The following is a 26,074-nucleotide window of genomic DNA, read 5'->3' as shown; positions in this document are numbered from 1 at the left end:
GTGTCATCCGTGTTCTATTGGGATGCGCTGATTTCACCTCAATCACTTTTCTTTTCACATAATGGGAATAGCGAAAACTATGTATTCACAGAATGAAGCTACTATACAGCTCCCGCCGCCGAATTTGTCCAGGGTTGAGGAACACGGCGTCAGTATTCGGGATTACGTCGATCTGTTGATCGAAGGCAAGAAGATCATTCTAACCGTGCTGGCGGTTGTGCTGCTGCTGACTACGGCTTATCTGGTGCTGGCGCCGCGCACTTACAAGGCCGACGCGCTGCTGCGGATCGACAAGAACAAGGCGCTGCTGGCCGCTCCGCTACGTAACGAGGCGAACGGCGCTTCGACCGAAGCCGATAATCCCCGGGCTCAGCGCGAAGTGGAAATACTCCGCTCGCGTTCGGTGCTCGGCAAGGTCGTGGACGACCTGAATCTGACGGTTGAGGCTTCGCCGTATTATTTTCCGCTGATTGGCGAGACGCTGGCCAGACGGCACGATGTCCATGACGGTATCGCCGGCGCCTGGTGGGGTTTCAGCCGCTGGGCCTGGGGCGGCGAAAAATTGAAAGTCGCTACTTTCACTGTGCCGGACCGTTACCTCGGCAAAGCCTTTACGCTGATCGCGTTGGAACAAGGACGCTTCCGTTTGCTTGGACCAAAAGATCAAGTCCTGGCCGAAGGGCAGGTAGGCGATACGTTGAGCGCCGATATGGGCGAAGCGATGCCGGCCGTGATTAAGCTTGCCGAACTTCAGGCGCATCCGGGTACTCATTTTGAACTGGTCAGGAAAACCTCGCTGGCCGCGATAGAAATCCTGCAAAAAGCGTTTGCGGTCAAAGAAGTATCGAAAGATACGGATATTTTGAGCGTCGAACTGAAAGGCCGCGATCCGGAGCAACTGGCTAAATCGGTCAACGACATTGCGACGATTTATGTGAATGCGACCGTCAATTGGGAGTCAGCGGAAGCCTCGCAAAAGTTGGGCTTTTTGGAAAGCCAGTTGCCGGTGGTGAAGGACCGCCTGGAAAAAGCCGAGCAAGGCTTGAGCGCTTACCGGCAGCAGCACGGCGCGGTCGACATATCCGCCGAGGCCGAGATACTGATGAAACAGGCTGCCGAAATGGAGACTTTGGGCATCCAACTGAAGCAAAAATTCGAAGAGCAAAACCAGCATTTGGAAGCCGCCCATCCGGACATGATCGCAACCAAGGCGCAAATCAAGCGCGTCGAACAAAAGCTGGCGGGCCTGGAGAAACGAATTAAGGATTTACCGCGCACTCAGCAAAACGTCGTCAGCTTATCGCGGGATGTGCAGGTCAACACCGAGCTTTACACGTCATTGTTGAACAGCGCCCAGGAACAGCGCATTGCCGCGGCCGGTTCGCTGGGCAATTCACGGATTGTCGATTTCGCGGTGGTTCCGGAAAAACCGTATTGGCCTAAGCCGGGCCTGTTGCTGGCGATTGCCACGCTGCTGGGTTTGAGTGCGGGCTCGGCGCTGGTGTTCATGAGACATTCGTTGCAACGCCACGATAATTATCCGGCCTTGCTGGAATACCAGGTGGGCTTGCCGCTTTATGCCGCGATTCCGCATAGTAAAAAACAGCGCCGCCTGGCGCGCCTGATGGATCAGGGCAAGGATCGCGAACCAGGCATTTTGGTCAGCCAGGACCCGCTCGATATTTCGGTGGAATCGTTGCGAGGTCTGCGCACGACTTTGGAAGCGACGCTGGCTAGTGACGCGAGCCAGGTCATCATGGTCAGCAGTCCGGCGCCGGGCATGGGCAAGTCTTTTGTCAGCACGAATCTGTCCGCATTGTTGGCGAGCATCAAAAAACGCGTGCTGGTCATCGACGCCGACATGCGCAACGGCCGCTTGCATGAAACGTTCTTTATCGACAAGCAACCGGGGCTTTCCGACTTGCTGTCAGGAACGGCGACGCTCGGCGAGGTGATTATCAGCCTGCCCGAGGTCGGCGTGGACTTGATACCGCGCGGCAGCATGGCGCTGAATCCGGCGGAGTTGCTGGTGCTGGGGCATCTGGACGAGACGCTTGAGCAATTGAAGAGTTTTTATAACCACATCGTGATCGATTCGCCGCCGATTTTGGGCGCGACGGACGCCGCGATCATCGGCAAGCATGCCGACGCGACTTTCCTGGTCGTCAAGGAAGGCCGCTATACCGCGCAGGAATTGGAAGTCAGTTTCAGGCGTTTCCAGCAGGTCGGCGTCAAACCGAACGGCTTTATTATCAACGATATGAAGGAAGGCTCGTCTTACTACCCTTATTACGGTTACGCCTACAACCGTCCCGATATGGAAGCCAAGAACCCGTCGCTATTCACGGCCGGTTACCAGGCCGTCGGCGACTGGCTGGGTAAGCGCCAGGACCGCGGCGACTACCTGATCGATTCGGAAGTTATCGACGACTCGGACGACAAGGTGCAGGCCTAAGATGATATTGCGCTTCGAAAAAGACTTGCCGATGCTGTTGTTCGCGTTGGTCGGCGCGTCGACGCTGGCTTCGTTGCCGCAGGTCGAGTCGGCCTGGACAGGCGTGAAGGAGGTCTACGGCGAGCAGGATTTCGGTTTGCGTATTCTTCGCGAGTTGATGTTGTTGGTGCTGGTCGCGTATGCGTTTTTCGAGCCGCGCTTGCGCAACGGGGCCTTGTCCAGCAGGGTATTGGCTTTTTTGGGCGCTGTTGCAACCTATGTATTGTTCGAGGTCGGCTACGCGTTGTACCTGGACTTGCCGTTCGTCGTGCCGATGGCCGGGCTGCGCGTGTTCGAATACCTGCCGCTGGCGTTAATCGGCTTCGTGACCAGCCGCTTGGGTGCCGGCGACTATATTCTCAACCGCTTTGCGCATTATCTTCGTTATTACATTGCCGTGCAGGCGGTGCTGGCGATAGCCCAGGCCTTGTGGGCGCCGCCGTTGTTCGGCGTGTCGTTTTTGGGCGGCGGCCGGCCATTCGGGACTTTTGTCAGCCCGAACTTGTTCGGCGCGACGATGGCGACTTGCGCGTTGTTGTTCTCGTTGGTTCCGGCGATGGGCAAGTGGGTCGCGGTCAGCGTATTCCTGGCTTTGCTGAGCGGTTCGCGGACCGCGTTCATCAGCGCGTTGTTGGTCGTGTATTTCCAGGTTTATGCGCGGCTTCGCCCGCGCGACCGCTGGGCGCTGGTGATGCCCGCGCCGGTATTGGCGGTCGGCGCGCTGGTGCTGGCGTCCAGTCCTTTGCTTAGCGGGCGCAACGATGCCGATCCTACCGAAGACGGCCGTATCGCTTTATGGCAGCGGGTGTTTTCGGAGCAAGTGCATGGACCGGCGGACGTGCTGTTTGGCTGGGGTTTGGGGCTAAGTTCGAACACGATCAACATTCTTTACGGCGCCGAACATTTTCCGGGGCAATTCGATTCGGACAGCCTGTATTTATTCCTGTTGAACGGTTACGGATTGATCGGCTTGCTGGCGTATCTGCTGTTTTTATGGATGACGACGCGAACGTCTATTCATCGGAACAAAGGCGTGGTCGTGATGTTCATCTTCGTTGCCGGATTGACGTTCAACATGTGGGAGTATTTTCCGCAGAACGCGATGCTGATGTATTTGTGGGGCATGGTGTTGGGGACGGGCTTGCAGCGGGAAGCATCCCCATTGCCGATATTCAGACCTTCCAGGTTTTGAAAACCTGGAAGGTCTAATGCAGACTGATTGAGAAGCCTATGACCGGACCATTAAAAGAAAAACGATTATTCGGCGATGCGTTTTGGGCGCTGTTTGGACAAGCGGCTTCGGCTTGCGCATTGCTGGCCGGTACGCGAATCCTGACCGAGCTGGTCACACCGGACATATACGGACAAGTTGCGTTACTGAATGGTTTCGTTGCGCTCGGCGTTACGCTGTTTTCCTATCCGTTTATTTGCGCGGGCATGAGGATAGTGCCGGAATGCCTGAACAAAGGCGAGCAAGCCGCTTTATATGCCGTGGTGGCAAGGCTGGCCGTCCGTTTCACGGCGGTCGCGATAGTTTTGCTGGTATTGGGCGGCGGCCTGTACAGCTATTTTTCAGGCAGCGATTTTTGGCTGTTCATGTTGGCCGGCGCACTGTTGATGGTCACCGTTCGGCGTGAATTGGGCATTCAGTTACTGATCGGCCAGCGTAAGCAGCGCGGTGCAAGCCTGTGGCAGACCGGCGACAGCATTTTACGGCCAGCGTTGGCGATTGCGTTGGTGGTGTGGGGCGGGCAAAAGGCGGAGTGGGTGCTGTTGGGTTACATCGTTGCAAGCGTGCTCTCGAATACGTTTTGGTCGTTAGCATTGAGCGCGAAACCCGACAGCAAGCGTTCCATCGTCACCCGTCATTTCGGCGCCGATGTCTGGGCTTATGCGTTGCCGCTGATCCCGATGGAATTGATATTTTGGCTGAACGGCATGGGCGACCGCTACGTGATCGGCTATTTAATGTCGGCCGCGGAGGTGGGTTTATATGCGGCGACTTACACGATCGTCAACGAGGCGTTTAACCGTAGCGCGATGATTTTATTGCGGACCTTCCAGCCGGTTTACTTTCAGCATTATGCCGAATACCGGGCTAAGGAAGGATTCAGGATTTTATGGCTATGGATAGGCAGCGTTGTTGCGTTGGGCGTTGCCGGCGTGGTGCTGGTGTTGCTTATGAAGGATTGGGTGGCGGCTATGGTGTTGGCTAAATCCTATCATTCGGCGATTGAGCTGATGCCGGCCATTGCGATTGGCTGTGCGCTGCATGCGTTGGGAACCGTCGTCGCGCAACCGTTGCTGGCCGCCAAACGGACACGGGTGTTGTTGCTGGGGCGCGTCTGCGGGGCGGTGACGGCGGCTGTCAGTATCCCGTTGATGGTGATGCATTTCGGATTGCTCGGCGCGGCGATGGCCAATCCGGTTTATTTTGGCGTTGAGGCGCTGGTTTTGGCGATGTTGGCGAAGCCTTGGCGGAATATCGATATTGATGAACCGGTTGAAATAGACCAGCCCGATCGGGAAGCGTCGGAGTCGAGGGTTACGGTTTGAACGGTATGTTGCTCTTGTTTTTAGGCGCAGAAGGTAGGGTACGCTCTGCGTACCTTTTGCTGCTTAGTTATTTGGATTTCTATTATTTAGAGTCGCTCACGCGACGGATTATTTGAATCGGGGTCTCGCCCCCGAAGGCGAGATACTTTTCTTTGCTCCGCCAAAGAAAAGTATCCAAAAGAAAGGCGGCCCCATGCCGCTTGCTTCCTGCGCTCCTCGCTTTTGCCGAGGGTCAGCAGAAGGGGCTCCTGCCCCTCTGCCGACGTGCGGCATCCCTGCCGCACCCCTACGGGCTATTCTCGGCAAAAGCTCCGGTGCTCGGCGCGGCATAGGGGATGGGCTCCGTTCTACTTTGAAATGTATGTAACAAAAGATTTTTTAAACCGACTTATTACAGTCAACAGATTATCAAGTAAGCATTGAAGGAGAAAATTATGGCGTATGCACCGGCAGCTTCGGAAGTTTATGGCGATATTTTGCGGGAATGTGTGGCGTGTGGCGGCCAGAAAATAAGGTATTGGCGCCAGAAACATTTCCAGTATACGGAAGGCACCAGCCACAAGGAGTTTCATATTTATCGTTGCGAATGTTGCGGTACCGGCTTCTTAAACCGGCCGCCGCATGTGAAATGGCTGCAATCCATTTATCAATACTCAGGCCAGGCACTGACGCAAGAAATAACCTTGGCGGAAGTCATGGCCAGAGAGAAAGAGTTTCCTAATTGCACGGTCGATGCGGAACGGATGAGCGATCAAGCCGATTTATTAAACAGCTCGGGTAACGACAGGGCTCTCGATATTGGTTCGGGCTTTGGCTTTTACACGCGGGCGCTTAGAAATTTGGGCTACCGGACCGTCAGCATCAATCCCGGCCAATATGAAAACGAAGTGTTCAAAAAATTGAACGGCGACGAGCCGTTGCCGGTGATGTTCGAGAATTACCAGCCGCAACCGCCGGGGCAGTTCGGCGTGGTGATGATGTCGCAGGTGCTGGAGCATCTGCTTGAACCGGATCATGCGATAAAAAAAGTAGCAATGCTGTTGGCGTCGGGCGGCGTTCTGGCTTGCGCTGTGCCTAATTACAGCTCGTTTTTAGTCAAGCTGTTGGGCACGAAGGACAATGCGTGTTTATGGGTGCCGGAGCATGTCAATTATTTTACCGAGAATGGGCTCAAAGCCTTGGTGGAGAGGAACGGCTTCCGCGTCGTTAAGGTCGAGCAAATCACCCGCGTGCCGTTCAATGCGTTATCCAGGCGGCTAAAGTTGAAAGGCAGAACGGCGGCGATTATCGACGGTTTGACACGGGTTCTACAGGGGCCGTTTGCTAAGTTGATGAATTATTTCGGGTTGGGCATTTATATCAATTTATATGCGATTAAGAAATGATTTAGGTACAAGGTGAAAGGGGCAAGGTGAAAGGACAAAATACCTTGGACCTTGGACCTTGGACCTTGGACCTTGAATCTTGAACCTCACCCCCAAATCACAAAGTTAAGAAGAAGTTATCCATGCTAACCATCGTTATTTTGACCAAAAACGAGCAAGCCAATCTGCCGGGTTGTCTGGCTGCTATCCCTGAGCGCTATCCGGTGGTGATTGTCGATTCGGGCAGCACCGACGACACGGTGGCCATCGCTGTGAGCCGGGATTGCAGGATTTATACGAATCCGTGGCCAGGCTTTGCCGAACAGCGCAACTTTGCGATCAGGCAATGCGGTATAAACACGCGATGGATATTGTTCGTCGATGCCGACGAAATCTATCCGCAAGCGTTCTACGATTGGTTTGAATCGGGCATGGCCGATGCCGATTCGACGGATGTATGGATGGTGCCGTCGATACTTTATCTTCGCGGCAAACGCCTTAATTATGCGCCCGGCTATCCGATTTACCATCCAAGACTGGTGCGTAGAGCAACGGCCCGCTTTGTCCGCAACCATACCGGGCACGGAGAAGCCGTCGTTAACGCCTGCCGGATCGGCTATTCGGCGATTCCTTACGAACACTATTTTTATCACGGCGAAATTATCGAATGGATGCATAAACATATCGGTAAAGCCGCGCAGGAAGTGCAACTTCAACCGACAGCAGGCGCGGTTATGACGACGCGCGGGCGATTAAGCGTTTTGTTGGGCAGGTCGTGGCTCAGGATTATTGCCCGTTTTTTATACCACTTCGTATTTCGGGGCGGATTTTTGGACGGCGTTGCAGGACTGGAGTTTGCGCTGATGTTTACCTGGTACGAAGCAACGATCTATTTACAAGCAAAAGCCGGTATTCAGGCGAGGTGATTTACTATGAAGGTTTCGTTGATTTTAGCAACATTGGGTAGAGACTGGGAATTGGCGGTTTTACTGAAGTCTCTGATATACCAAAGCTATCGGGATTTTGAGCTGATTATTATCGATCAAAACAAGGACGGCAAAATCGACATGATTGTCGAGCCGGCTTACAGCTGCCTGGACGTGAAGCATGTGAAAGTGGATTTCACCGGTAACGCCAGGGCCAGGGATTACGGCATCGGCTTGGCTAAAGGCAGGATCATAGCGTTTCCGGACGACGATTGCGCTTACCATAAGGATGTGTTGAAAAAAGTCGTCGGCGAGTTTAAACGGCGGCCGAACCTTTCCATCCTGGTAGCGGGCTCGTACGATTTTTCATCGAGCGGATTTAGCGTCGGCGTTAATAGCCATAGCGCGCAGTATTTTTCGCGTTTCAAAATGATGGGCGTTGAGTTCACGCAATTCTTCGACCGGAAAAAGATCGACCCGAAACAATTTTACCTGGACCACGATTTCGGCATCGGTTCCAAATATTCGGGAGCGGAGGGTTTTGAGCTTTTATATCGCTTGCTGCGGTCCGGCTGCACGGCGTTTTATAACCCGGAAATCAAGGTTTACCACCCGAATAAAGATCACTACAAGCTCGGTACTTCAAGAATGCTGATGTATTCGACCGGCATCGGCGCTTATATCAGGAAGTTCGCGAACCAGCAGGACGTCTTCATTTTGTATTACATCGCTCGCAAAATGTTTGTCGCGCCGGTCTTGAAAATGTTGTTGGCCGCGATTCTGTTGAATAGGGAGAAGCTGGCTTACTCGTTTTATAACCTGGTCGGTATTTGGCGCGGTTTTTTGGCGTATGGCAGGTAATGTTGCCGCCGGCTGCTTAGACAAAGTAATGGAACACGGATGACGCGGATTAGGCGGATGTACACGGATTTTTCCGCTCGTTCCCACGCGCTGCGTGGGAATGCGATCAAGGCGCGCTGCGCCGCGAGTCATGGCTAATGTCTTGTGTTTACGGGACGCGGCGCGTCCTTCACTGCATTCCCGCGCAGCGCGTGGGAACGAGAGCAAACTGGGAACGAAAGAAAAACGGGAGAGAATAAAATCCGTGTATACCCGTCTAATCCGCGTCATCCGTGTTCCATTCTTTGAAAATTATTATTTACAGTTAGATCCAGGAGAAACGCGATGAATATAGGCATCGTTACCACGCATATACCGCCGGCCAAGGGGTACGGCGGCGTGTCCGTTACAGCCGGCGTGTTGACCAAGGCATGGGCGGAACGGGGCCATAAAATGGCGCTGGTCGCGTCAGACGAATCGATTGCAGGCCGGCTGCGGCCCGAGCAGGTCTGTCTTGGCGAGCGGGTGGACGTCCGGCTCTATCGGTGCTATGGCTTCAGGCGCTGGGGCTTCGGTTTGAGCGCCGTTCCCAAGCTATTCAAACTCTGCCGGCAATCGCCGGTTGTGTATATCCACGGCATTGCGACCTGGCCGTCGACGCTGGCTGCGGTCTTTTGCAGTCTGTTGCGCCGCCCGTTCATGGTTGCCGTGCATGGCGGTTTGATGCCCGAACATGTTGAGCTGATACAACGGCGAAAGCCGCACAAATGGCTGTTTTATCGATGGCTGACTTTTCCGACTTTGCGCCGCGCTATCGCCGTGCATTGCACCAGCGAAACCGAGGCCGAAGGCGTGCGCAACGTGCTCGGCGAAAAGGCCCGCATACTGTTGGTCCCGAACGGCATCGACAGCGGCGATTTTAACGTCGCCGAATATCCTGGCGGGAAAGGCCTGAAACTTTGCTTTCTGGGACATATTCAGCAGGAAAAAGGCATCAATGCTTTCATTCGCGCATGGTTGAATGTGCGCAAACCCGAGGATAGCCTGGTCGTTGCCGGCAGAAGCGTCGACGGCGATTATTTCGAAGAATTTCAAGCCCTGGTCGAACAGGCTGAAGGCGCGATTATTTATCGCGGTTATCTGGAGCGCGGCGAGGTGGCCGAGTTGCTCGCAGCGAGCCATTTCCTGGTGTTGCCGTCAGGATTGGAGGCTGCGGGCGGCATGCGCGAGAACTTCGGCAACGTCGTCGCCGAAGCGATGGCTGCCGGGCGGCCGGTATTGGTCGCCAAAGGTTTGGCCTGGGATCATTTGCAATCGTTGGAGGCCGGTTTTGTATTCGATAGAACCGAGGCTTCGGTTTGCGACGCGCTGCGTAAAGCGCAAGCGCTGGACAGTTCGGGCTGGGAGCGGATGTCACGGAACGGCCGGCAGTATGTCGAACAACAGCTCAACCCGGTCAGGTTGGGCGAGCGTATTTGGCAGGTGTTGAAAAAAGCCGTTCAAACCAGGCTGCCGCAACCGCTAGCAGAGGGGACTTCGTTATGAACAAGGTCGGTCTTATCGTACCTACATTAAACGCCGGCAGTTTATGGGTATCCTGGCTGAAGGCCTTCGATCAACAGACCCGGAAGCCGGATTGCGTGTTGGTCATCGATTCATCGTCCAGCGACGACACGGCCGCGTTGGCGCGCGCCTACGGTTTTGAGGTGAAGGTGATACCAAAGCCGGAATTCAATCACGGCGGCACTCGCCAGCTCGGCGTGAATATACTTTCGGCGATGGACATTGTTGTCTTCCTGACCCAGGATGCGTTATTGGCCGGTCCCGACGCTATCGAGCGGCTGTTGGCGGCGTTCGACGATCCGCAAGTCGGGGCGGCCTACGGGCGGCAGCTTCCGCACCGCGATGCCGGACCGATTGCCGCGCACGCCCGGCTGTTCAATTATCCGGCCGAAAGCCAGTTGCGCGGCATAGAAGACCGAATGCGCTTTGGCATTAAGTCGGTTTTTATCTCCAATTCTTTTGCGGCCTATCGGTGCAGCACGTTGATGCAGGTCGGCGGTTTTCCGGCCGGCACTATCATGAACGAAGATACTTACGTGGCCGGCAGAATGCTGGTGGCGGGCTGGAAAGTCGCTTATCGCGCCGATGCGCAGGTGTTTCATTCCCATGATTACGGTTTTCTGGACGAATTTAGGCGCTACTTCGATATCGGGGTTTTCCATAATTACACCGCCTGGCTGCAACAGACGTTCGGCCGGGCGTCGGGGGAGGGTTTGCGTTTTGTAAGATCGGAAATACGCTACTTGCTAAAGCACGCACCCTGGTTGATTCCGTCCGCGTTGCTGCGGACAGGGTTGAAATGGCTCGGATTCAAGCTGGGCGTGTTACACCTGGGATTGCCGCGCGCCATGCGGCGGTGTTTTAGCCTGCATAAGACGTATTGGCTTCGCGCTCCGACATAAAGCGGTCATTAAGTTAAGGAGATAATTACAACGCTTGACTTAATAGCGGCGGACGAATCAGGTCGGAAAGGTATAGCCTTGTTCCCTGAACAGCTTCAGGCAGACGTCCACGACTAAAGGATCGTACCGCGTGCCTTTATTGGCGGTAATTTCCTCCATCGCCGCATCGACGCCGAGCCCTGCGCGGTAAGGGCGATGCGAGACCATGGCTTCGACAACGTCGGCTACCGCCACGATTTTGGCTTCAGCGATGATTTCTTCGCCCTTTAGCCCATTGGGGTATCCCGAGCCGTCCAAGCGTTCATGGTGTTGCAGTACCGCTGTAGCAATCGGCCAGGGGAAATTGATGGATTTGAGTATTTCATGGCCGGTGACCGGATGGCGCTTGATCAGGTTGAATTCGAGCTCATCCAGGCGTCCCGGTTTGCTGAGTATTTCGGCCGGCACCCGAATCTTGCCAATATCGTGCATCACGCTGGCCAGTTTGAGTCCGACGATCTGGTCTTCGGGCAGGTGCAACTCCTTGGCGATCTCGGTCGCAAGGTGGGCGACGCGGCGTTGATGTCCGGCCGTATAAGGGTCGCGCACTTCGATAGTGGCTGCAATTGCGGTGACGAAGTCCAGCAGGCTGTTCTTGAGCTCGCGGGTACGTTCTTCTACCAGGTCTTCGAGATGATTGCGTAGCCGGTTGACTTCAAGGTGAGTACGTACCCTGGCCAGCAACTCTTCGCGTTGATAAGGCTTGGTGACAAAGTCCACGGCTCCAAGCTCGAATCCTTGCACTTTTTCACCCGTTTCAGAGACCGCGCTAACGAAAATGACCGGTACGCCGCAGGTTTTCGGATGGCTCTTAAGTTGCCGGCAGACTTCGAAGCCATCCATTCCGGGCATGCGAATGTCCAGCAGCACCAGTTCGGGCGGATTGTTGATGGCGGAATGTAAAGCCAGTTCCCCGTTAATCGCGGCACGCACCTCATAGCCTTCTTCATTGAGAATGTTCGACAACAGCTTCAGGGACGTTGGGGTGTCATCGACGGCGAGTATTCTGCCTTTGCTTGTCATAGAGGTCTGGTTAGTTTGTCTGTAACGCTTTCAGGATCGCCGTGTAATCAAAGGTGTCGGCAAGGTGGGAAAGCGTTTTTTGTAATTTGGGGTCGTATGTTGCAATTTGCTGGATGACCTGTGCGATGTGGTTGGTTTCCAAGCTTTCAAGCGCTTCCGTCAAGTCGTAACGCAAACTTTCCGGCAATACAGACAACATTTCCGACATGTTTGCCGTGACCGCTTGCTGTTCCGGTTCAGACATTCCGTCGTAGATGTATTTTACACTCAACTGTTTGGACATGCATTCGTAAATCTCATTGAAACGGTAGGGCTTACGCACAAAATCATCCATGCCGGCATCGATGCTTTCCGAGCGTTGCTCGATAAACGCGGATGCGGTAACGGCGACTATTTTCACGTCCTTGCCGCCGGGAAGTTTGCGTATCCGGCGCGTTGCTTCCAGCCCATCCATGACCGGCATGCGGCGGTCCATCCAGATGAAATGCGGATGCCAGCTTTGGAACAATTTCACGCCTTGTTCGCCATTTTCCGCGACTTTGACCTGAAAACCGACCGATTCCATCAACTTGGTCAGCAGCAATTGATTTTCCAGTTTATCTTCGACGATCAGGATGCGGTAATCCGGCTGTCCCGGCTCCAAACCGACGATGTCGCCTTTTTCGGCCTGTTTCGATTGAATAATATCGGCTTCCGCGACTTCGCTGAGCGGCAAATCAATCCTGAACAGCGTGCCTTTGCCGACAGTGCTTTCCAGTTTGATGCTGCCGCCCATCAATTGCACGAATTGGCGCGAGAGGCTTAATCCCAGCCCGGTTCCTTTGTTATCCCAATGCGAGTCTAGTTGCACGAAAGGCTCGAAGATACGTTGTTGATCTTCTTGCGCGATGCCGGGGCCGGAGTCCTCAATCTCAATCACCAGATGCGAGCGGCTGTTTTGGCGCGTACCCAAACGTAGCGTGACGCCGCCTTGTTCGGTAAATTTGATCGAATTCCCGATCAGGTTAATCAGCACTTGGCGCAAGCGGGCTTCGTCTCCGGCAATATAGCGTGGGAACTGCGACGACTGGTCGACCAATAGGCGCAAGCCTTTTTCCCCGGCGCGTATCAGCATCATGTCGGTTACATCCCGCACCATGGCGCCCAAGTCGAATGCAGCATTTTCAAGTTGCAGCCGGCCTGCTTCGATTTTGGCCATTTCCAATACGTCATTGATCAGCGTCAGCAGGTGCTCACCGCTACGGTTGATAATGTCGAGGTTTTGCCGGTGGCTTTCCGGCAGCAGCGTGTCTTTGCGCATCAGCTTCGAGAAACCGAGAATCGCATTCAGCGGCGTGCGCAATTCATGGCTCATGTTGGATAGGAACACGCTTTTCGCCTGGTTCGCGGTTTCTGCCGCATTGCGGGCCAATACCAGGTCTTCAGTACGTTGCTGTACTTCTTCTTCGAGATGGTCTTTGTAGCGCCTAAGCTCTTCTGCATTTCGCTTGTGTTCGGTGATGTCGCGGGTTATCGTCGATATGCCGATGGTATTGCCCGAAGCGTCCTTGATCGGGGAGAGCGTAATGGCGACATGAATCAGGGTGCCGTCCTTGCGGATTCTTTCCGATTCGTGGCTGACCACGACTTCGCCGTTGCGGATTTTTTCCAGCAGCTCCTTGATCTCGGCATGGAGTGCTGGAGGCGCAAGTACGGTAACGGGTTTGCCGATGATCTCCGTTGCGCTGTAGCCGTATATTCTTTCGGCGCTTTTGTTCCAGTGACTGACGATGCCGTTCGGCGTTTTGCCGATAATGGCATCGTTCGAATATTCGACAATCGCGGCCAGTTGCGTGCGGGTCGCTTCCGCTTGCTTGAGCTCGGTGCGGGCGCGCAGAACGGTGATGCCGAAGGCCAGATCGCCGGCGAGCTCTTCCAGCAGGCGTATTTCGTTTAAGGTAAAGGTGTTGGGTTCGGTCGAATAGATAATGAGCGCACCGAACACATTGCCGTTTTGATCCCTGAGGGGCAGCGCGATACAGGAGCGGTAACCGCGCTGTAAAGCATTTTCACGCCAGGGAGCGGCTTGAGGATCGGTCACGAAATCTTGGATGCAGGCAGTTACCTCGCTACGCACGGCTGTTCCTACGGGGCCGCGTCCACGTTCCGTGTCAGCCCAGGTTAAGTTCGCGGCCGCTAGATAGCCGTTGTCGACTCCGGCCCAGGCGACAGGACGTACGCTCTTGGCATTATCGTGTTCGGCATAGCCGACCCAGGCCATGCGGTAACCGGCTTTGTCGCAGATCAGGTGGCAGATTTCATTCAGCAATGTTTGCTCGTCCTCCGCCCGCATCAGGGTTTGATTGCAGTTGCTGATGGCCTGTAGTTCGCGGTTCATGTGCCGCAGGTTTTCTTCCGCCCGTTTACGTTCGGCAATTTCCACGTGCAGATGATTGTTTGCTTGCGCCAGGCTGACATAGGGATGTTCAATCAAACTGGTAAAAATACCTTTGTAAATCAGGCAGAACGCTACGATTTTGTAGAGATGGCCCAAGCCGTTGTAACTGTCGAAAGCGTTCTTGTAAAAAGCGAACACCAGTTCGCTGAAAATCGAAACGATAAATGCGGTCAAATAGTACAGCAGCAGCCGGTTGCCGGTTTTCGACATGCGGCGCCAGTAGGCAGCGGTCGCTAGCAGCAGCAAGACAATAATCAGGTATTCGGAATTTTTCTTGAACGGGGTTTGGCCCTGGCCCGGTACGAACGCGGCAGGCATGTATTCGGGAAAGAAAATGACGATCGTGAAAGCCAGTGCGGAAATCGCCAATGCGATTGCCAACAGTAACATTCTCGGCAGTCGCCGGCTTGTCGTTTTGATGCGGATGAAAGCGCTGGCCAGGAAGACTGAGGCCGAAAACATCCTGACCAACACCCAAAAACGCGATGCCTTATCGGCGGAATTGGGAGTAAAAAATTCCGGCATACCGACGTAGCTCAGCGTATGCATGGAATCCACCAGGCCAACGACAAGAAAAGCCGTACTGAGGAGCAGGGCATGATAATCGCGCGATTGATTATAAGAGAACCAGCCCACGCCAAAAATCGACAGCGAGACCATCACGCTGAAGAATTCGGCTAGGTTGTGGAATACCAGGTAGGAAGTAATGTCCATAACCCAGTAAAAGTATGAAGGGAATAACTCTACCAGCAGGAACGGTAATGCAGAGCTGATGACGGTTAGCGCTAAAACAAGGGATGGTGGGCATCGATCAAATATTTTTTGCATTACTCAATTTTCCCTTTAGCTGTTTTGCAGCGCCCGATTTTAGCGGCTATCCGTTTTGTTATTTTTCACAATGCGCATATTCCATACCCAAAGGGCATAAGTAGGGTTTGAGCAGACAAGCCGCTCAACTCAGCTTTTTATACGTATTTGCTACTGTTGACGGTTAAAGGCCGGGGCGGCTAATCTGCGAACCTAATCCGGCTGCTATTTCCCGTATCGTTGGTGTTTCTATAGAGGAAGCAATCAGACATGCCAAGCAGATCCAAAGTATATCTTTTTATATTATCCGTATCTACATTAGCAGCGTGTTCCAATCCGGGCGGCGGGGTTTACGAGCATGTTAACGGCCGTAGCGGACCTGCATTGCATGCAGTCTATTTCAACCGCTTGCATGAACTGACGGATAAAATGGACGTCTTGGTGCTGGACCGCTTTACGACCCAGCCGGAGTTGGACCGGGAGCGGCGTAAATACGCGCAAGGCGTTGCCGATAATGCGGAGAGTATGCAGCAAACCATAGGCAAAATTATCGAAAGAATGCCCGCGTTACAATTAACCGGTAGCGAACGTCAAACCTTCCTGGCATTAGCGCAAAAGTTATCGCAACAATCGCGTTTGTTACAAGATCAGGCCGAGCTTAACTATATCGATGCTCTTGACAATATTGTCTGCCAGATCAAGATGACCTGCAGTTCTTGTCATGCCTTGTTCAGAAAATTGCCAACCCAATAGTTCCAAGCGTTAGGCACAGCGATGCGATTTTGGATGTGCGCCGAAGCCGGTCGGTTGGCCGGGTAATTTATTTTATCTACACTCTCTTAGGGCTTTCAAGATTGCCGAGTAGTCAAAGCTTTCGGCAAGATTCGTCAGGGCTTTTTGCAAAGGTTGGTCATAGTTTGCAATTTGCTGGATTATGGAGTCTATATCTTCGCTGTCCAGACTTTCCAGCGCATCCAGCAGATCCTTGCGCAATTCATCCGGCAGCGCTGACAGCATTTCCGGCGTCAACGGCATGTCTTGTTCTTGCGGCTCGGCAACGCCGTCGTAAATATAGGTAACGCCCAATTGTCTCGACAGGCATTCGTAAATTTCGCTAGAACGGTAGGGCTTGCGTACAAAGTCATCCATCCCCGCCTGGAGCATTTCGTCGCGTTGCTCCATAAAAGCCGAAGCGGTCACCGCGACAATTTTCACGGCTTTGCCTTCGGGAAGCAGGCGTATTGCCTGGGCAGCCTGAATACCGTCCATTAGCGGCATACGCCGGTCCATCCAGATCAGATGGGGATGCCAGCTCTGAAACAGTTCAACGCCTTCTTTGCCGTTCTTTGCGATTTTGGTTGAAATACCTATGCATTCCATCAGCTGAGTAAGCAGCAACTGGTTTTCCAGCTGGTCCTCGACGATCAATACGCGGTATGCGGGTTGACCGGGAGCCAGGCTGACTACTTCGCCGCGGCTTGTTTCTTTCGATTTGATGAGGTCATTTTCCTTGACTTCTCGCAAAGGCAGATCGATCCGAAACAGCGAACCTTTGCCCAATGTGCTTTCCAAGCTGATGTGTCCGCCCATCAGCCGTACGAATTGACGGGTAATGGTTAAGCCGAGTCCGGTGCCTTTGCCGTCGCCTTGTTCGCCCAGTTGTACGAACGGTTCGAAGATATGCCGTTGGTTTTCCGGGCTGATACCGAACCCCGAATCCTCGACTTCGATCAATAGCTGTGCATTGGGATCTTGTTTGATTCCAAGGCGTAGGGTGACGCCTCCTTGCTGGGTAAATTTAAGCGCATTGCCGATCAGATTGATCAATATCTGGCGTAGACGCGCTTCATCGCCGACGATAAAGCGCGGAAATTCGGACGATTGATCGATTAACAGCGCTAAGCCTTTATCTTGAGCGCGTACCGACATCATGTCGGCAACGTCTCTTATCATGCTGCCAAGATCGAATTGAGCTTCTTCAAACTGGATACGGCCGGCTTCGATTTTGGCCATTTCCAGTACATCGTTGATCAGGCTCAGCAGGTGTTCGCCGCTACGGTTAATAATTTCAAGGTTTCGCAGCTGGTTTTCGGGCAATTGCGCATCCTTGAGAATCATGCTGGAAAAGCCCAATATCGCATTCAGCGGTGTGCGAAGTTCATGGCTCATGTTGGCCAGAAACACGCTTTTGGCTTTATTGGCGGCTTCAGCGGCATTGCGCGCTAAAACCAAATCGGCGGTACGTTGTTGAATTTCCTCTTCAAGGTGATCTTGATACTGTTTTAACGCGATTTCGTTTTGTTTGCGCTCCGTGACGTCGATTGCCATCAGCACCGTTAATTGGCGGCCATCGGTCAAAGGCGCCAAACTGCTTTGATGGATTATCCAGATTAGACATTGACCATCCTGGGTTAAGAACTGGAATTCCTCGAAGTTAAGACTATCGCTGGCAATAACCGGCTGATCAACTGTTTCCTGAATTCCTTCGGACAATGTTAGTTTTTTCGAAAACCAATCCACCACAGTAGACATATTGTTTAAGGTATAACCTGTCAACTCGGTCCAAACATGGCTAAGCAAAATGATCTTCCCGTCGTCGGCATACAGCATGATCGGAATGGGGGCGTCCATTAACGCTTGACGGAATCGGGCTTCGTTTTCCGCGGACGTTTGGCGGAGCGCTTCGCTACGTTCCAATTCATAACGAGCCCATTGCCGATTGTTGTAAAGATCGATGAAAACGCGGGCCTTGGACAGTAATATCAGGTCATCGACCGGCTTTTGGATATAATCGACCGCCCCTGTTCGATAGCCGCGCAGTTGATGCTCCATGTCTTCATGGGCCGCGGTGACGAAAATGACCGGTATATGTTGCGTGGTCGGCTCGTCTTTTAGTAAACGCGCCACTTCGTAACCGTCCATCTCCGGCATGTTGACGTCCAGCAGCACCATGGCGAAATCCTGATTAATGCAGCAAGTCAAAGCCTCATTGCCCGATCCTGCTTCCACGACCTCGCAATTTAAGCGGTTCAGCAGCTTACGCATCGCAATCCGATTGGCCGGCAGGTCATCGACTATCAGTACTTTCGGCTTTTCTATTGTCATAATTTTGGCCGGTTGGATGAAAGCCCGCATATACGTTCGGCCAAGGCTGCCAAAGGTAAAACCTGATCGACTGCGCCCGTATCGATAGCAGCTTGAGGCATCGTATCGGCATAGGCTTCCTTGGGGTCTTGTACCAGCGTCAAACCGCCGCGCCGTTTGATCGCTTTAATGCCTTCGGCTCCGTCGCTGTTCGCACCGGTCAGCACCACGCCGGCCAAAAATTCGCCGTAAACATCCGCTGCCGCGGCAAATAACACATCGATGGCCGGGCGCACGTAACAAACCCGATCATCGACCGACAAAGCAAAGTGGCGATGTTGTTCAATCAGCAAATGATAATTGGGCGGGGCTACATAGACATGGCCTGTTAAAGCCGGCTCGCGCTCCCTGGCTTCGCTGACCGGCAACTTGCACACGGCCCCCAGTAAAGAAGGCAGCAAATAACTGTTGTCCGGCGGCGTATGGGCAACCACGATGACCGGGAGGCTAAAATCCGCGGGCAACGCTTTCAATATCGTGCGCAATGCGTCCAGTCCGCCAGCCGAACAACCGATCGCCACCATCTCGAAGATTTTCGAGCGTTGCGGTTTTGCAATAGGCTTGCTGCGGCTTGTGCGTGTCATTGAGAAGTCTGTTCGGTTTTGTGGAAGATCATGGCCTCGCGATCCAGCACCGTAAAAAGGCGCTCCGAAGCGACCGTGCGAATGCTTTCGCGCGTTCCCAGGCACAGCATACCGCCGCGCGAGAGACTTTCGTGAAACAATTCCAGCACGTGCTTTTGTAGGATATTGTCAAAATATATCAATACGTTCCGGCACAGAATCAATTGTACCTCGCAAAATACGCCGTCCGAAACCAGATTGTGATGGGCAAACACTATTTTCCGGCGAAAGCGCTCGTGGACGCGGAAAAAGTCTTTACTGTCGGTGCAATAATCGGCCAGATTACTTTTCCCGCCGGCGGCCAGGTAATTGCGTTGGTATTCATCCAATAAGCGGGTGGAGAAAATACCGTCCTCCGCGATTTGCAGCGCCGTGTCGTTAATATCGGTGGCATAAATTTGCGTGCGGTTCAGCAAACCTTCTTCTTCGAGCAAAATGGCCAAGGAATAGATTTCTTCGCCGGTGGCGCAACCCGCTTGCCAAATGTTCACGCGGGGAAATGTCGCTAAAACCGGCAGCACTTTTTGCCGCAGCGTCAAAAAAACCTCGGGATCGCGAAACATTTCCGTCACCGGAACGGATAATTGGCTTAAGAGTTCATTGAGGTAACTTTCATCGTGCAATAAGCGGGGAATCAATTCGGAAACGGAGCGGCAACCGGCGGCGGCCGTTATGCCGTGCATGCGGCGATTCAGGGAGGCTTGCGCATAATGCCGGAAATCGTAACCGTAACGTTGATATAAAGCCTCCAAAAACAATCCGGTTTCGATATCGTCCAATTTTGCCTTATCCATCTTTTATCCCTGCCAACACCGCATCATTATGGCTGTCAAATCGTCAATATCCACCGGCTTCGATAAATAATCGTTAGCGCCGGCTTCCAGGCATTTTTCCCGGTCGCCGATCATCGCTTTAGCCGTCAACGCAATAATCGGCAGCGATTGGCAAGGAATTTCCCGGCGGATTTTGCGTATCGCCGTGTAACCGTCCATTCCCGGCATCATGATGTCCATTAACACCAGATCGATGCCCGGATTGGCTTCCAACTGGCTAATGGCTTTGAGCCCGTCCTGGGCCATCAAAACATTCAAGCCTTTACTGCGCAACACCTTGGACAAGGCAAAGGTGTTGCGCATGTCGTCGTCGACGATCAATACCGTTCGGCCGGAAATACTTTCTATTTTTTGTTCCGGTTTGTTCAGTTGTTGTTGCTGGGCGAGCGGCAGATTGACTTTTACGCTGTGCAAAAACAGCGTGACTTCGTCGAGCAGGCGTTCAGGCGAGCGCGCGCCCTTGATCACAATACTGTCCGTGTACTCCCTCAGCGCCAAGGTTTGTTCGTTCGATAACTCCTGGCCGGAATAGACGATGACAGGCGGCAAGGCGAGCTGTTGTTGAGCGCAAGCTTCCAGAAGATTCACGCCGCTCATGCCGGGCAGCGTCAGGTCCAGGATCATGCAATCGAACAAGCGGCCGCTTTGCAAATGAAGCAAAGCCGCTTCGGCGTCCTCGGATTCAACGATTTGAATGTCTTCGCTGGCAAGCAGGGTTTTAACGGCTTTGCGGGTAGCCGCATCGTCGTCGACGACTAAAATGCGGCGTTGGCTGGAACTGGTAAAATGGCGTATGCGTTCAAAAGCGCTTTCGATTTGCTCCTTGCTGACCGGCTTGGTGAAGAAGCCGACCGCGCCCATTTCCAGGCCGCGAAGACTGGCATCGGTGGCGGACATAAAATGCACCGGAATATGGCGCGTTTCGGCGCATTCTTTCAATTTTGCCATGACCGTCCAACCGTTCATGCCCGGCAAGCCGACATCGAGCACAATGCCGGTTGGTCGGTAGCGCCGGGCCAGTTCCAGTCCGGCCGCGCCGTCTTCGGCGATCAAACACTTGAAACCGCGTTTACGGGACAAATTCCGCACGATTTTGGCAAATTTTTCATCGTCTTCAATGATCAGAATCGTTTCATCCCCGGCTGAAACCGTTTCCCGGTCGTCGGCGATTTGGGGAAATTTCTGCATGGCGGGCGCGCCGGCATTTTCCGGCGTTGAAACACGCTCGACCGAGGAGGTTGAAATTACGGCAGCCCCGGACTGGCTGCTTTTTTGCGCCCGTGTTTCCTGCGGCAAAATCAAACGGAACGTGCTGCCTTGCCCTTCGCTACTGATAACGGCGATATCGCCGCCTAAAAATTGCGCCAGGCGCTTGGAAATGGTCAAGCCCAGGCCGGTCCCGCCGTAGCGGCGGCTGGTGCTGCCGTCGACCTGTTCGAATGCCTGAAAGACCGCATCGATTTTATTGGCGGGAATACCGATGCCGGTATCGCTGATTTCGAACTCGATGACCCGGTCGGAGGCGAGGCCGACGGCAGCCGGCATTGAAGATGGGGCAGGGCGTTTTATCGTGACGGAGACTTGGCCTTGCTCGGTGAATTTCACCGCATTGCCGATCAGATTATTGAGAATTTGTTCCAGTTTGCCGCTATCGCTGACGATAGCCTCAGGCAAATCCGGTGCCGATTGAATATTGAAACCGAGGCCTTTGCTTTCGGCCAGCAAACGAAAGCGTTGTTGCAGCGTGGCCGCGAATTGATCCAGGCGAACATGCGAGACGTTCATTTCCATCTTGCCGGCCTCGACTTTGGACAAATCCAGAATGTCGTTAATCAAGCGCAATAACGAAGTGCCGCTTTCGTGAATGATGCCGGCGGACTCCACCTGGTCGTCGTTGAGATTGCCTTCCTCGTTATCGCGCAGGGAACGGGCGAGAATCAATAAACTGTTTAAAGGCGTGCGCAACTCGTGCGACATATTGGCTAAAAATTCGGATTTATACCGGCTCGCCGTATCTCTTTCCAAAGCGCGTTTTTCTGCTTCGATTCGCGCTTCATCCAGTTGTTTGGTTTGTTCCTCCAGATTCTTGCTTTTAATTGCTAATTCCTCATTGGTTGCGCTCAGTTCTTCGCGCTGGGACCGCAATTCCTCCTCCGAAGCCCGAAGTTCTTCGGCTTGTTGTTGCAAGGCGTCCGATTTTTTTCGCAATTCTTCGTTCGCGACTTGCAACTGATCGCTCTGCGCCCGCAGCTCTTCTTCAGACGCTCTCAATTCTTCGGTTTGTTGCTGGGTTTTATCCAAAAGCGTTAAGGTACGATTGTTCCGTTCCAACAATTCCAGGTTTAACGCTAAACTGGGCAAGATTTCATCGATCAACGCTAGCTGTTCGGATGTGAACGTGACAAACGCGCCGATTTCGACGACAGCCAGAACTTTATTTTTGGACAGGATCGGCGCTACCAGTATGTTGCGGGGCGAGGCTTCTCCAATACCTGAGGCAATGCGGGCGTAGTCGTCGGGAACTTCCGTGAGGATAATGGTCGTTTTTTCCAACGCCGCCTGGCCGACCAGGCTTTCACCTAATTTGAAATGCGTGTCCAGATGGCGGCGTTTTTTTAACCCATAACTGCCGAGCAGTTCCAGGCTCTCGTCCGTTTCATTCCAGTAATAAAAAACACCTGCTCCGCCGCCTAATTCAACAACCAGCCGGTTGATGGCCTGTTGAGCAAAATCCACTGTCGTGGTCAGGGACTGTAGCGTGGTGCTCAATTCGGAAACTGTGGCTTTGATCCAGCGCTGGGTTTCCAGTTTGATCGCCGCTTTTTTAAAGACATGGACTGTTTTCGCGATTGAACCTAACTCGGATTGGCTTTCCAAATAAGGAATATTGGTCTCAAGGTTGCCTTCCGCCAATGTATTCATACTTGAACGAAGGTTTTCCAATGGCGCCGTGATGCTTTTGGAAATAATCCAAGCAATGAGGGCACCTAAAAAAAGGAGTCCAGTGGTGACTGCGATTAAATTCGATAGCGCATTATCTCGTTCGAGTTCAGCGGCTCGACCTAAAGTTTTGGCTTTATTACGGGCAAAATTGAGAATGTTTTGAAACTGATTTTCTGTTTCCGCGCTATAACGGAATCGATCCGCATCCAGTCTAACGTACGCCTCGGAATGAATATCTGCGCGTCCAAGGCTCAAAAATTCTTCACGGGTTTGTCGCCAATTATCCAAAGCATTTTGGGCTCTTACGGTATCTTCCGCAGGACCCAGATATTGAGAGCGGATTTCTTTAATCAAACTGTTCAGATCCTGGTCGGTTTGCCGAACATTACGCAATAGTTCATCGTTGGCATTGGGATCGTCGTTGCGGATATAAGCTCTAAAATCCCGTTCGATTGTCAAAACTTTTAATTGGGCCTGTTGGGTTTCATCAATGACTTTAAGTGGATGATCTATTAAGGTAGCCATTTGCTTAGAAATTTGGGTCAGATGTCCATAAGCAGATACGGCCAGGATCGCTACAAAAGTTATTTTTATGGCAAATCCGATTAACAACCGAGAGGAAATCTTTAAATTTTGCCAATAGTTACTCATAGCGGCTCGACAGAGTTGAAGTTACGATTAGTGCAACGCCGATTATTGGTACTATGCGCGATTGTTTTTTATTGCGCTATCTCGTAATTGCCATTGTTTCCAATTAGATTAAAACATTAAGGGGCTAAATTCCAGGTACAGTCAATAGACCGGTTGGCAATCCGCCTGGCGAGCACAGCCAAGTTAGCTTTATTGCCAAAGACACCCGGCTATGGACCTTTCGGCAATTTGATGGCCGGCCAGACTTTCCCGAATACCTCCTCGATAGCCGATCATATCGATGCCGGCAATTCTGCCGACTCAATATTCCACTTACGGCAGCTTACGATACGGTGGACTCAGACTTTCAGTTGGCAGCGTGTGCCGATGGATTGCAAGCCGTTTTGGAATCGCCGCGCACGCGTGCCAGGGTATCTGCATGTATAGAAAATTTGGCTAAATGCCTAATCGGCAAAGGCGCGAGCCCGCTGTATCGGCACGGCCAATAGGTTTGAACACGGGGCAATCGCGACCGGCAGACAGCCGCATGGCATGGGGTAAAACTAATCAACCTTGGTGGAGCAATGGCGTTTAAACCTGGCATACGGCTGGCGCGCTATCGTTTTTAACAGCTTGTTCCCCGGTAACTACAGAACAACGGGTAGTATCGAAATTATTTCAACCAAAAAACGGCTAAATTCACAATACTTCTCTAAAAAATTTTATAAAATAAACCCAGCTTCAGTACCTGCCGATGGTTTTAGTCTTGATATTAATGGCAATGAAACATCGGGTTGAGCTGCTTAATCATTTGATTTTTATATTAAGGTGGCCGATTTGAAAACGCATGACATTATCAAAACAAATGTAATGGTTGCCTTGATTGCAGCGGCTTTTGCAACGGCTTCCTATGCCGATGTTCACTCATCCGCCGGGTTGATTAACGTTCAGCCTTCAACGGTATATCATGCTATTCGCGGACAATCGCTTACAGACACGCTGGCTCAAATCGCCGAGCGTTCCGGCATTACTTTTAAGATCGACACCGATCTCGGCAATGATGTTGTTAATCGGTCGATTGCTGCCGAGAACTGGACCATTGCGGTCAAGTCCCTGCTGGCGAACTACAATTTCACTATCATTCAGGATAAAGATACGGTCAAAACCGTCATCGTTTCCGGCCGTAATAACGATGGCGTTGCTACGAGCGTTGCCGATGCCGGCAATCTTGTCGTTATCGAGCCTAAGTTGAGACCCCTTCCCGAAAAGTACAAAAACTTGCCCGCGGGTTCGGTAACGCCGGTTGTTTTACCGGTCAAAACGATGATGGATGTTAAGGACGGTGCAACGATTGCGCTGGATTTGCCGATGGGGCAGTTTAATGTCGCTCATGACCATACTGAGAACGGCGATGACGGCAGCAAAACCTGGGTGGGGCACTTGTCCGACGAGGGCGAAGGCTACCGGGTGTTTTTATCCGAAGGGCCGGGCGGTACGATGGGCATGGTAACGACGCCCGACGGAACTTATAACATCGAGTCCGACGAAACGGGTATTTATCTTGTCGATACCGGCAAGTTGCAACACGCCGGCTTTGACGGCGATTCGGCCGTGCCTTCCGAAACGATGATGAACGCTATCGCGATGAAAGCCACGCAAGCGCAAGTCGACCAGTTGCAGGTTGCTGTCAATGAGGCCAAGAAAGCGCTTGATAGCGCAACGGCCCTGGTTACGCAGTACCTATCCCTTCTGGATGTTTATCAAACTAAATTGAAAACCGCCCAGGCGGCCTATAATGCCGCAATTGCCAACCGTAGTGCCGCGCAAAGTACGTTCGATACGGCAATGGCCGCATATAAAGCCAAACCAAGCGCCGCGAATCAAACGGCCGCGTATGGCGCTTATACGGCACTGAACAATGCTAAAAATATCGCTGTCAATGCCGCCAACGCCAGCCAAACCGCAATGAATAACGTTAATGTAATCAACGTCAGGCTAGCGGCCGCTAAAGCGGCAGCGGCTAAAGCGCAGGCAAACTACGATCTGGCGGTTAAAGCCTTTAACGGCGCCAATTCGGCATTGTCCGGCGCAAACGCCAACGCGACACTGACTACAGACGCGCCGGTGGTCGATTTAATGGTGCTGTATACAACCGCGGGACAAACGGCCGGCTATGCTAAACAGCGCATCGCGTTACTGGTGACGGCCAGCAATCAAGCTTATGTCGATTCCGGCATCAATATGAAACTGAGGCTGGTCTACGCCGAACCGACAACTTACATTGAAAATAACGACAACTCCGAAGCGCTGTCCGACTTGGCTAACGACAAAGGCGCTTTTGCCGGCATAAGCCAAAAACGCGTGCAATATGGGGCTGATCTTGTGTTTTTATTCAGGCCTTTGTACGCGCAGACTTCCGGCTCTTGCGGCACGACTTATGTCGAGTTTGCGCAATCCGGTTCCGCCAACAAATGGTTGGCTTACGGTACCGTCAGCGACGGCAGGTCTAAAGATTCGCTCAGAAGTTATTATTGCGGAGACAACACTTTCACCCATGAAATCGGCCACAGCCTGGGTTTGGTGCACGATCGCGAATACAGCGATTTTACCGGGGTGTTCGATTACTCTTATGCTTGGGGCGTTCAAGGCAGTTTTGCGACAATCATGAGCTATAAGCAGCCGGTGCTGATGTACTTTAGTTCTCCGGCATTGGCGACAAAATGCGCCGGCCAGCCTTGCGGCTATCCTGAAACGGACAAAAACCGCAGTTCGGATCAAGTTAAATCGGCGAACTATACCGTTCCGTTCGTCGCGAACTTTATGCCGACAATGGTGGCTACGCCGGTTATTAAGTGAGCGATTTCTTCGTTAGTTGAAGAGTCGCTAGCGCGACGGTTATTTGAATCGAGGTCTCGCCCCCGAGGGCGAGATACTTTCTTTTACGCCGCCT

At 52.8% G+C, this 26,074-nt stretch carries 18 protein-coding genes; 12 read left to right on the top strand and 6 right to left on the bottom strand.

Annotation, left to right across the window (positions count from 1 at the left end):
* The first annotated feature begins 79 nt into the window (after nucleotides 1-79).
* The 8 genes from EKO24_RS17540 (at nucleotide 80) to EKO24_RS17500 (ending at nucleotide 10,645) form a co-directional block, all read left to right on the top strand.
* Nucleotides 80-2,455, top strand: coding sequence for a polysaccharide biosynthesis tyrosine autokinase (locus tag EKO24_RS17540; RefSeq protein WP_143733250.1), 2,376 nt, complete (start codon nucleotides 80-82; stop codon nucleotides 2,453-2,455).
* Between the two features lies 1 nt (nucleotide 2,456).
* Nucleotides 2,457-3,686, top strand: a complete 1,230-nt coding sequence (locus EKO24_RS17535; protein ID WP_127027769.1) for an O-antigen ligase family protein — start codon at nucleotides 2,457-2,459, stop codon at nucleotides 3,684-3,686.
* Between the two features lie 38 nt (nucleotides 3,687-3,724).
* Complete coding sequence (locus tag EKO24_RS17530) at nucleotides 3,725-5,050, top strand: lipopolysaccharide biosynthesis protein (protein WP_127027770.1); 1,326 nt, start codon at nucleotides 3,725-3,727, stop codon at nucleotides 5,048-5,050.
* A 434-nt stretch (nucleotides 5,051-5,484) separates the two neighbouring features.
* Nucleotides 5,485-6,435, top strand: a complete 951-nt coding sequence (locus tag EKO24_RS17520) for a class I SAM-dependent methyltransferase (RefSeq protein WP_127027771.1) — start codon at nucleotides 5,485-5,487, stop codon at nucleotides 6,433-6,435.
* Nucleotides 6,436-6,557: 122 nt separating this feature from the next.
* Nucleotides 6,558-7,340, top strand: coding sequence for a glycosyltransferase family 2 protein (locus EKO24_RS17515; RefSeq protein ID WP_127027772.1), 783 nt, complete (start codon nucleotides 6,558-6,560; stop codon nucleotides 7,338-7,340).
* 6 nt (nucleotides 7,341-7,346) lie between these two features.
* Nucleotides 7,347-8,201 (top strand): glycosyltransferase family 2 protein, encoded by an 855-nt coding sequence (locus tag EKO24_RS17510; protein WP_127027773.1) that lies wholly within the window; start codon nucleotides 7,347-7,349, stop codon nucleotides 8,199-8,201.
* A 324-nt stretch (nucleotides 8,202-8,525) separates the two neighbouring features.
* On the top strand, nucleotides 8,526-9,725 hold the full coding sequence (locus EKO24_RS17505; RefSeq protein ID WP_127027774.1) for a glycosyltransferase family 4 protein: 1,200 nt from the start codon (nucleotides 8,526-8,528) through the stop codon (nucleotides 9,723-9,725).
* Nucleotides 9,722-10,645 carry a glycosyltransferase family 2 protein gene (locus EKO24_RS17500; protein ID WP_127027775.1) on the top strand — a complete coding sequence of 308 codons (924 nt, stop codon included), beginning with the start codon at nucleotides 9,722-9,724 and terminating at the stop codon, nucleotides 10,643-10,645. Before EKO24_RS17505 ends, EKO24_RS17500 begins: the two co-directional genes overlap by 4 nt.
* A gap of 57 nt (nucleotides 10,646-10,702) precedes the next feature.
* On the opposite strand, the gene EKO24_RS17495 is transcribed toward EKO24_RS17500, so the two are convergent.
* Nucleotides 10,703-11,707, bottom strand: a complete 1,005-nt coding sequence (locus EKO24_RS17495) for an HD domain-containing phosphohydrolase (protein ID WP_127027776.1) — start codon at nucleotides 11,705-11,707, stop codon at nucleotides 10,703-10,705.
* 10 nt (nucleotides 11,708-11,717) lie between these two features.
* On the bottom strand, nucleotides 11,718-14,972 hold the full coding sequence (locus EKO24_RS17490; RefSeq protein ID WP_127027777.1) for an MASE3 domain-containing protein: 3,255 nt from the start codon (nucleotides 14,970-14,972) through the stop codon (nucleotides 11,718-11,720).
* Between the two features lie 249 nt (nucleotides 14,973-15,221).
* On the opposite strand from EKO24_RS17490, the gene EKO24_RS17485 reads away from it, so the two are divergent.
* The gene (locus EKO24_RS17485) at nucleotides 15,222-15,704 is read left to right on the top strand and encodes a hypothetical protein (protein ID WP_127027778.1); all 483 of its coding nucleotides are present in this window, start codon (nucleotides 15,222-15,224) and stop codon (nucleotides 15,702-15,704) included.
* 72 nt (nucleotides 15,705-15,776) lie between these two features.
* Here the strand turns inward: EKO24_RS17485 and EKO24_RS17480 are convergent, their stop codons facing one another.
* The 4 genes from EKO24_RS17480 to EKO24_RS17465 are packed head-to-tail and all read right to left on the bottom strand — an operon-like array spanning nucleotide 15,777 to nucleotide 23,145.
* Nucleotides 15,777-18,056 carry a response regulator gene (locus tag EKO24_RS17480; protein ID WP_241674620.1) on the bottom strand — a complete coding sequence of 760 codons (2,280 nt, stop codon included), beginning with the start codon at nucleotides 18,054-18,056 and terminating at the stop codon, nucleotides 15,777-15,779.
* Nucleotides 18,053-18,679: a chemotaxis protein CheB gene (locus tag EKO24_RS17475; protein WP_127027779.1), complete on the bottom strand. Its 627-nt coding sequence runs from the start codon at nucleotides 18,677-18,679 to the stop codon at nucleotides 18,053-18,055. Before EKO24_RS17475 ends, EKO24_RS17480 begins: the two co-directional genes overlap by 4 nt.
* On the bottom strand, nucleotides 18,676-19,512 hold the full coding sequence (locus EKO24_RS17470; RefSeq protein ID WP_127027780.1) for a CheR family methyltransferase: 837 nt from the start codon (nucleotides 19,510-19,512) through the stop codon (nucleotides 18,676-18,678). The genes EKO24_RS17475 and EKO24_RS17470 overlap by 4 nt, the downstream gene beginning before the upstream one ends.
* Nucleotides 19,513-19,515: 3 nt before the next feature.
* On the bottom strand, nucleotides 19,516-23,145 hold the full coding sequence (locus EKO24_RS17465) for a response regulator (protein ID WP_127027781.1): 3,630 nt from the start codon (nucleotides 23,143-23,145) through the stop codon (nucleotides 19,516-19,518).
* Between the two features lie 192 nt (nucleotides 23,146-23,337).
* On the opposite strand from EKO24_RS17465, the gene EKO24_RS17460 reads away from it, so the two are divergent.
* From EKO24_RS17460 to EKO24_RS17450, 3 genes are all read left to right on the top strand, one after another.
* Complete coding sequence (locus tag EKO24_RS17460; protein WP_127027782.1) at nucleotides 23,338-23,571, top strand: hypothetical protein; 234 nt, start codon at nucleotides 23,338-23,340, stop codon at nucleotides 23,569-23,571.
* Between the two features lie 126 nt (nucleotides 23,572-23,697).
* The gene (locus EKO24_RS22915) at nucleotides 23,698-23,922 is read left to right on the top strand and encodes a hypothetical protein (RefSeq protein WP_127027783.1); all 225 of its coding nucleotides are present in this window, start codon (nucleotides 23,698-23,700) and stop codon (nucleotides 23,920-23,922) included.
* Nucleotides 23,923-23,961: 39 nt separating this feature from the next.
* Nucleotides 23,962-25,980 carry a reprolysin-like metallopeptidase gene (locus tag EKO24_RS17450; protein WP_127027784.1) on the top strand — a complete coding sequence of 673 codons (2,019 nt, stop codon included), beginning with the start codon at nucleotides 23,962-23,964 and terminating at the stop codon, nucleotides 25,978-25,980.
* Nucleotides 25,981-26,074 lie beyond the last annotated feature (94 nt).

The sequence above is a fragment of the Candidatus Methylobacter oryzae genome, from assembly GCF_003994235.2.
Taxonomy (GTDB): domain Bacteria; phylum Pseudomonadota; class Gammaproteobacteria; order Methylococcales; family Methylomonadaceae; genus Methylobacter_A; species Methylobacter_A oryzae.
Note: the sequence above shows the minus strand (reverse complement) of the source record. Positions and strands in the feature narration are given on the sequence as shown.

Excerpts from the sequence above, each read along its gene's own strand:
- EKO24_RS17540 (WP_143733250.1), top strand. The coding sequence starts at position 80 with ATGTATTCACAGAATGAAGCTACTATACAGCTCCCGCCGCCGAATTTG.
- EKO24_RS17535 (WP_127027769.1), top strand. The coding sequence starts at position 2,457 with ATGATATTGCGCTTCGAAAAAGACTTGCCGATGCTGTTGTTCGCGTTG.
- EKO24_RS17530 (WP_127027770.1), top strand. The coding sequence starts at position 3,725 with ATGACCGGACCATTAAAAGAAAAACGATTATTCGGCGATGCGTTTTGG.
- EKO24_RS17520 (WP_127027771.1), top strand. The coding sequence starts at position 5,485 with ATGGCGTATGCACCGGCAGCTTCGGAAGTTTATGGCGATATTTTGCGG.
- EKO24_RS17515 (WP_127027772.1), top strand. The coding sequence starts at position 6,558 with ATGCTAACCATCGTTATTTTGACCAAAAACGAGCAAGCCAATCTGCCG.
- EKO24_RS17510 (WP_127027773.1), top strand. The coding sequence starts at position 7,347 with ATGAAGGTTTCGTTGATTTTAGCAACATTGGGTAGAGACTGGGAATTG.
- EKO24_RS17505 (WP_127027774.1), top strand. The coding sequence starts at position 8,526 with ATGAATATAGGCATCGTTACCACGCATATACCGCCGGCCAAGGGGTAC.
- EKO24_RS17500 (WP_127027775.1), top strand. The coding sequence starts at position 9,722 with ATGAACAAGGTCGGTCTTATCGTACCTACATTAAACGCCGGCAGTTTA.
- EKO24_RS17495 (WP_127027776.1), bottom strand. The coding sequence starts at position 11,707 with ATGACAAGCAAAGGCAGAATACTCGCCGTCGATGACACCCCAACGTCC.
- EKO24_RS17490 (WP_127027777.1), bottom strand. The coding sequence starts at position 14,972 with ATGCAAAAAATATTTGATCGATGCCCACCATCCCTTGTTTTAGCGCTA.
- EKO24_RS17485 (WP_127027778.1), top strand. The coding sequence starts at position 15,222 with ATGCCAAGCAGATCCAAAGTATATCTTTTTATATTATCCGTATCTACA.
- EKO24_RS17480 (WP_241674620.1), bottom strand. The coding sequence starts at position 18,056 with ATGACAATAGAAAAGCCGAAAGTACTGATAGTCGATGACCTGCCGGCC.
- EKO24_RS17475 (WP_127027779.1), bottom strand. The coding sequence starts at position 18,679 with ATGACACGCACAAGCCGCAGCAAGCCTATTGCAAAACCGCAACGCTCG.
- EKO24_RS17470 (WP_127027780.1), bottom strand. The coding sequence starts at position 19,512 with ATGGATAAGGCAAAATTGGACGATATCGAAACCGGATTGTTTTTGGAG.
- EKO24_RS17465 (WP_127027781.1), bottom strand. The coding sequence starts at position 23,145 with ATGAGTAACTATTGGCAAAATTTAAAGATTTCCTCTCGGTTGTTAATC.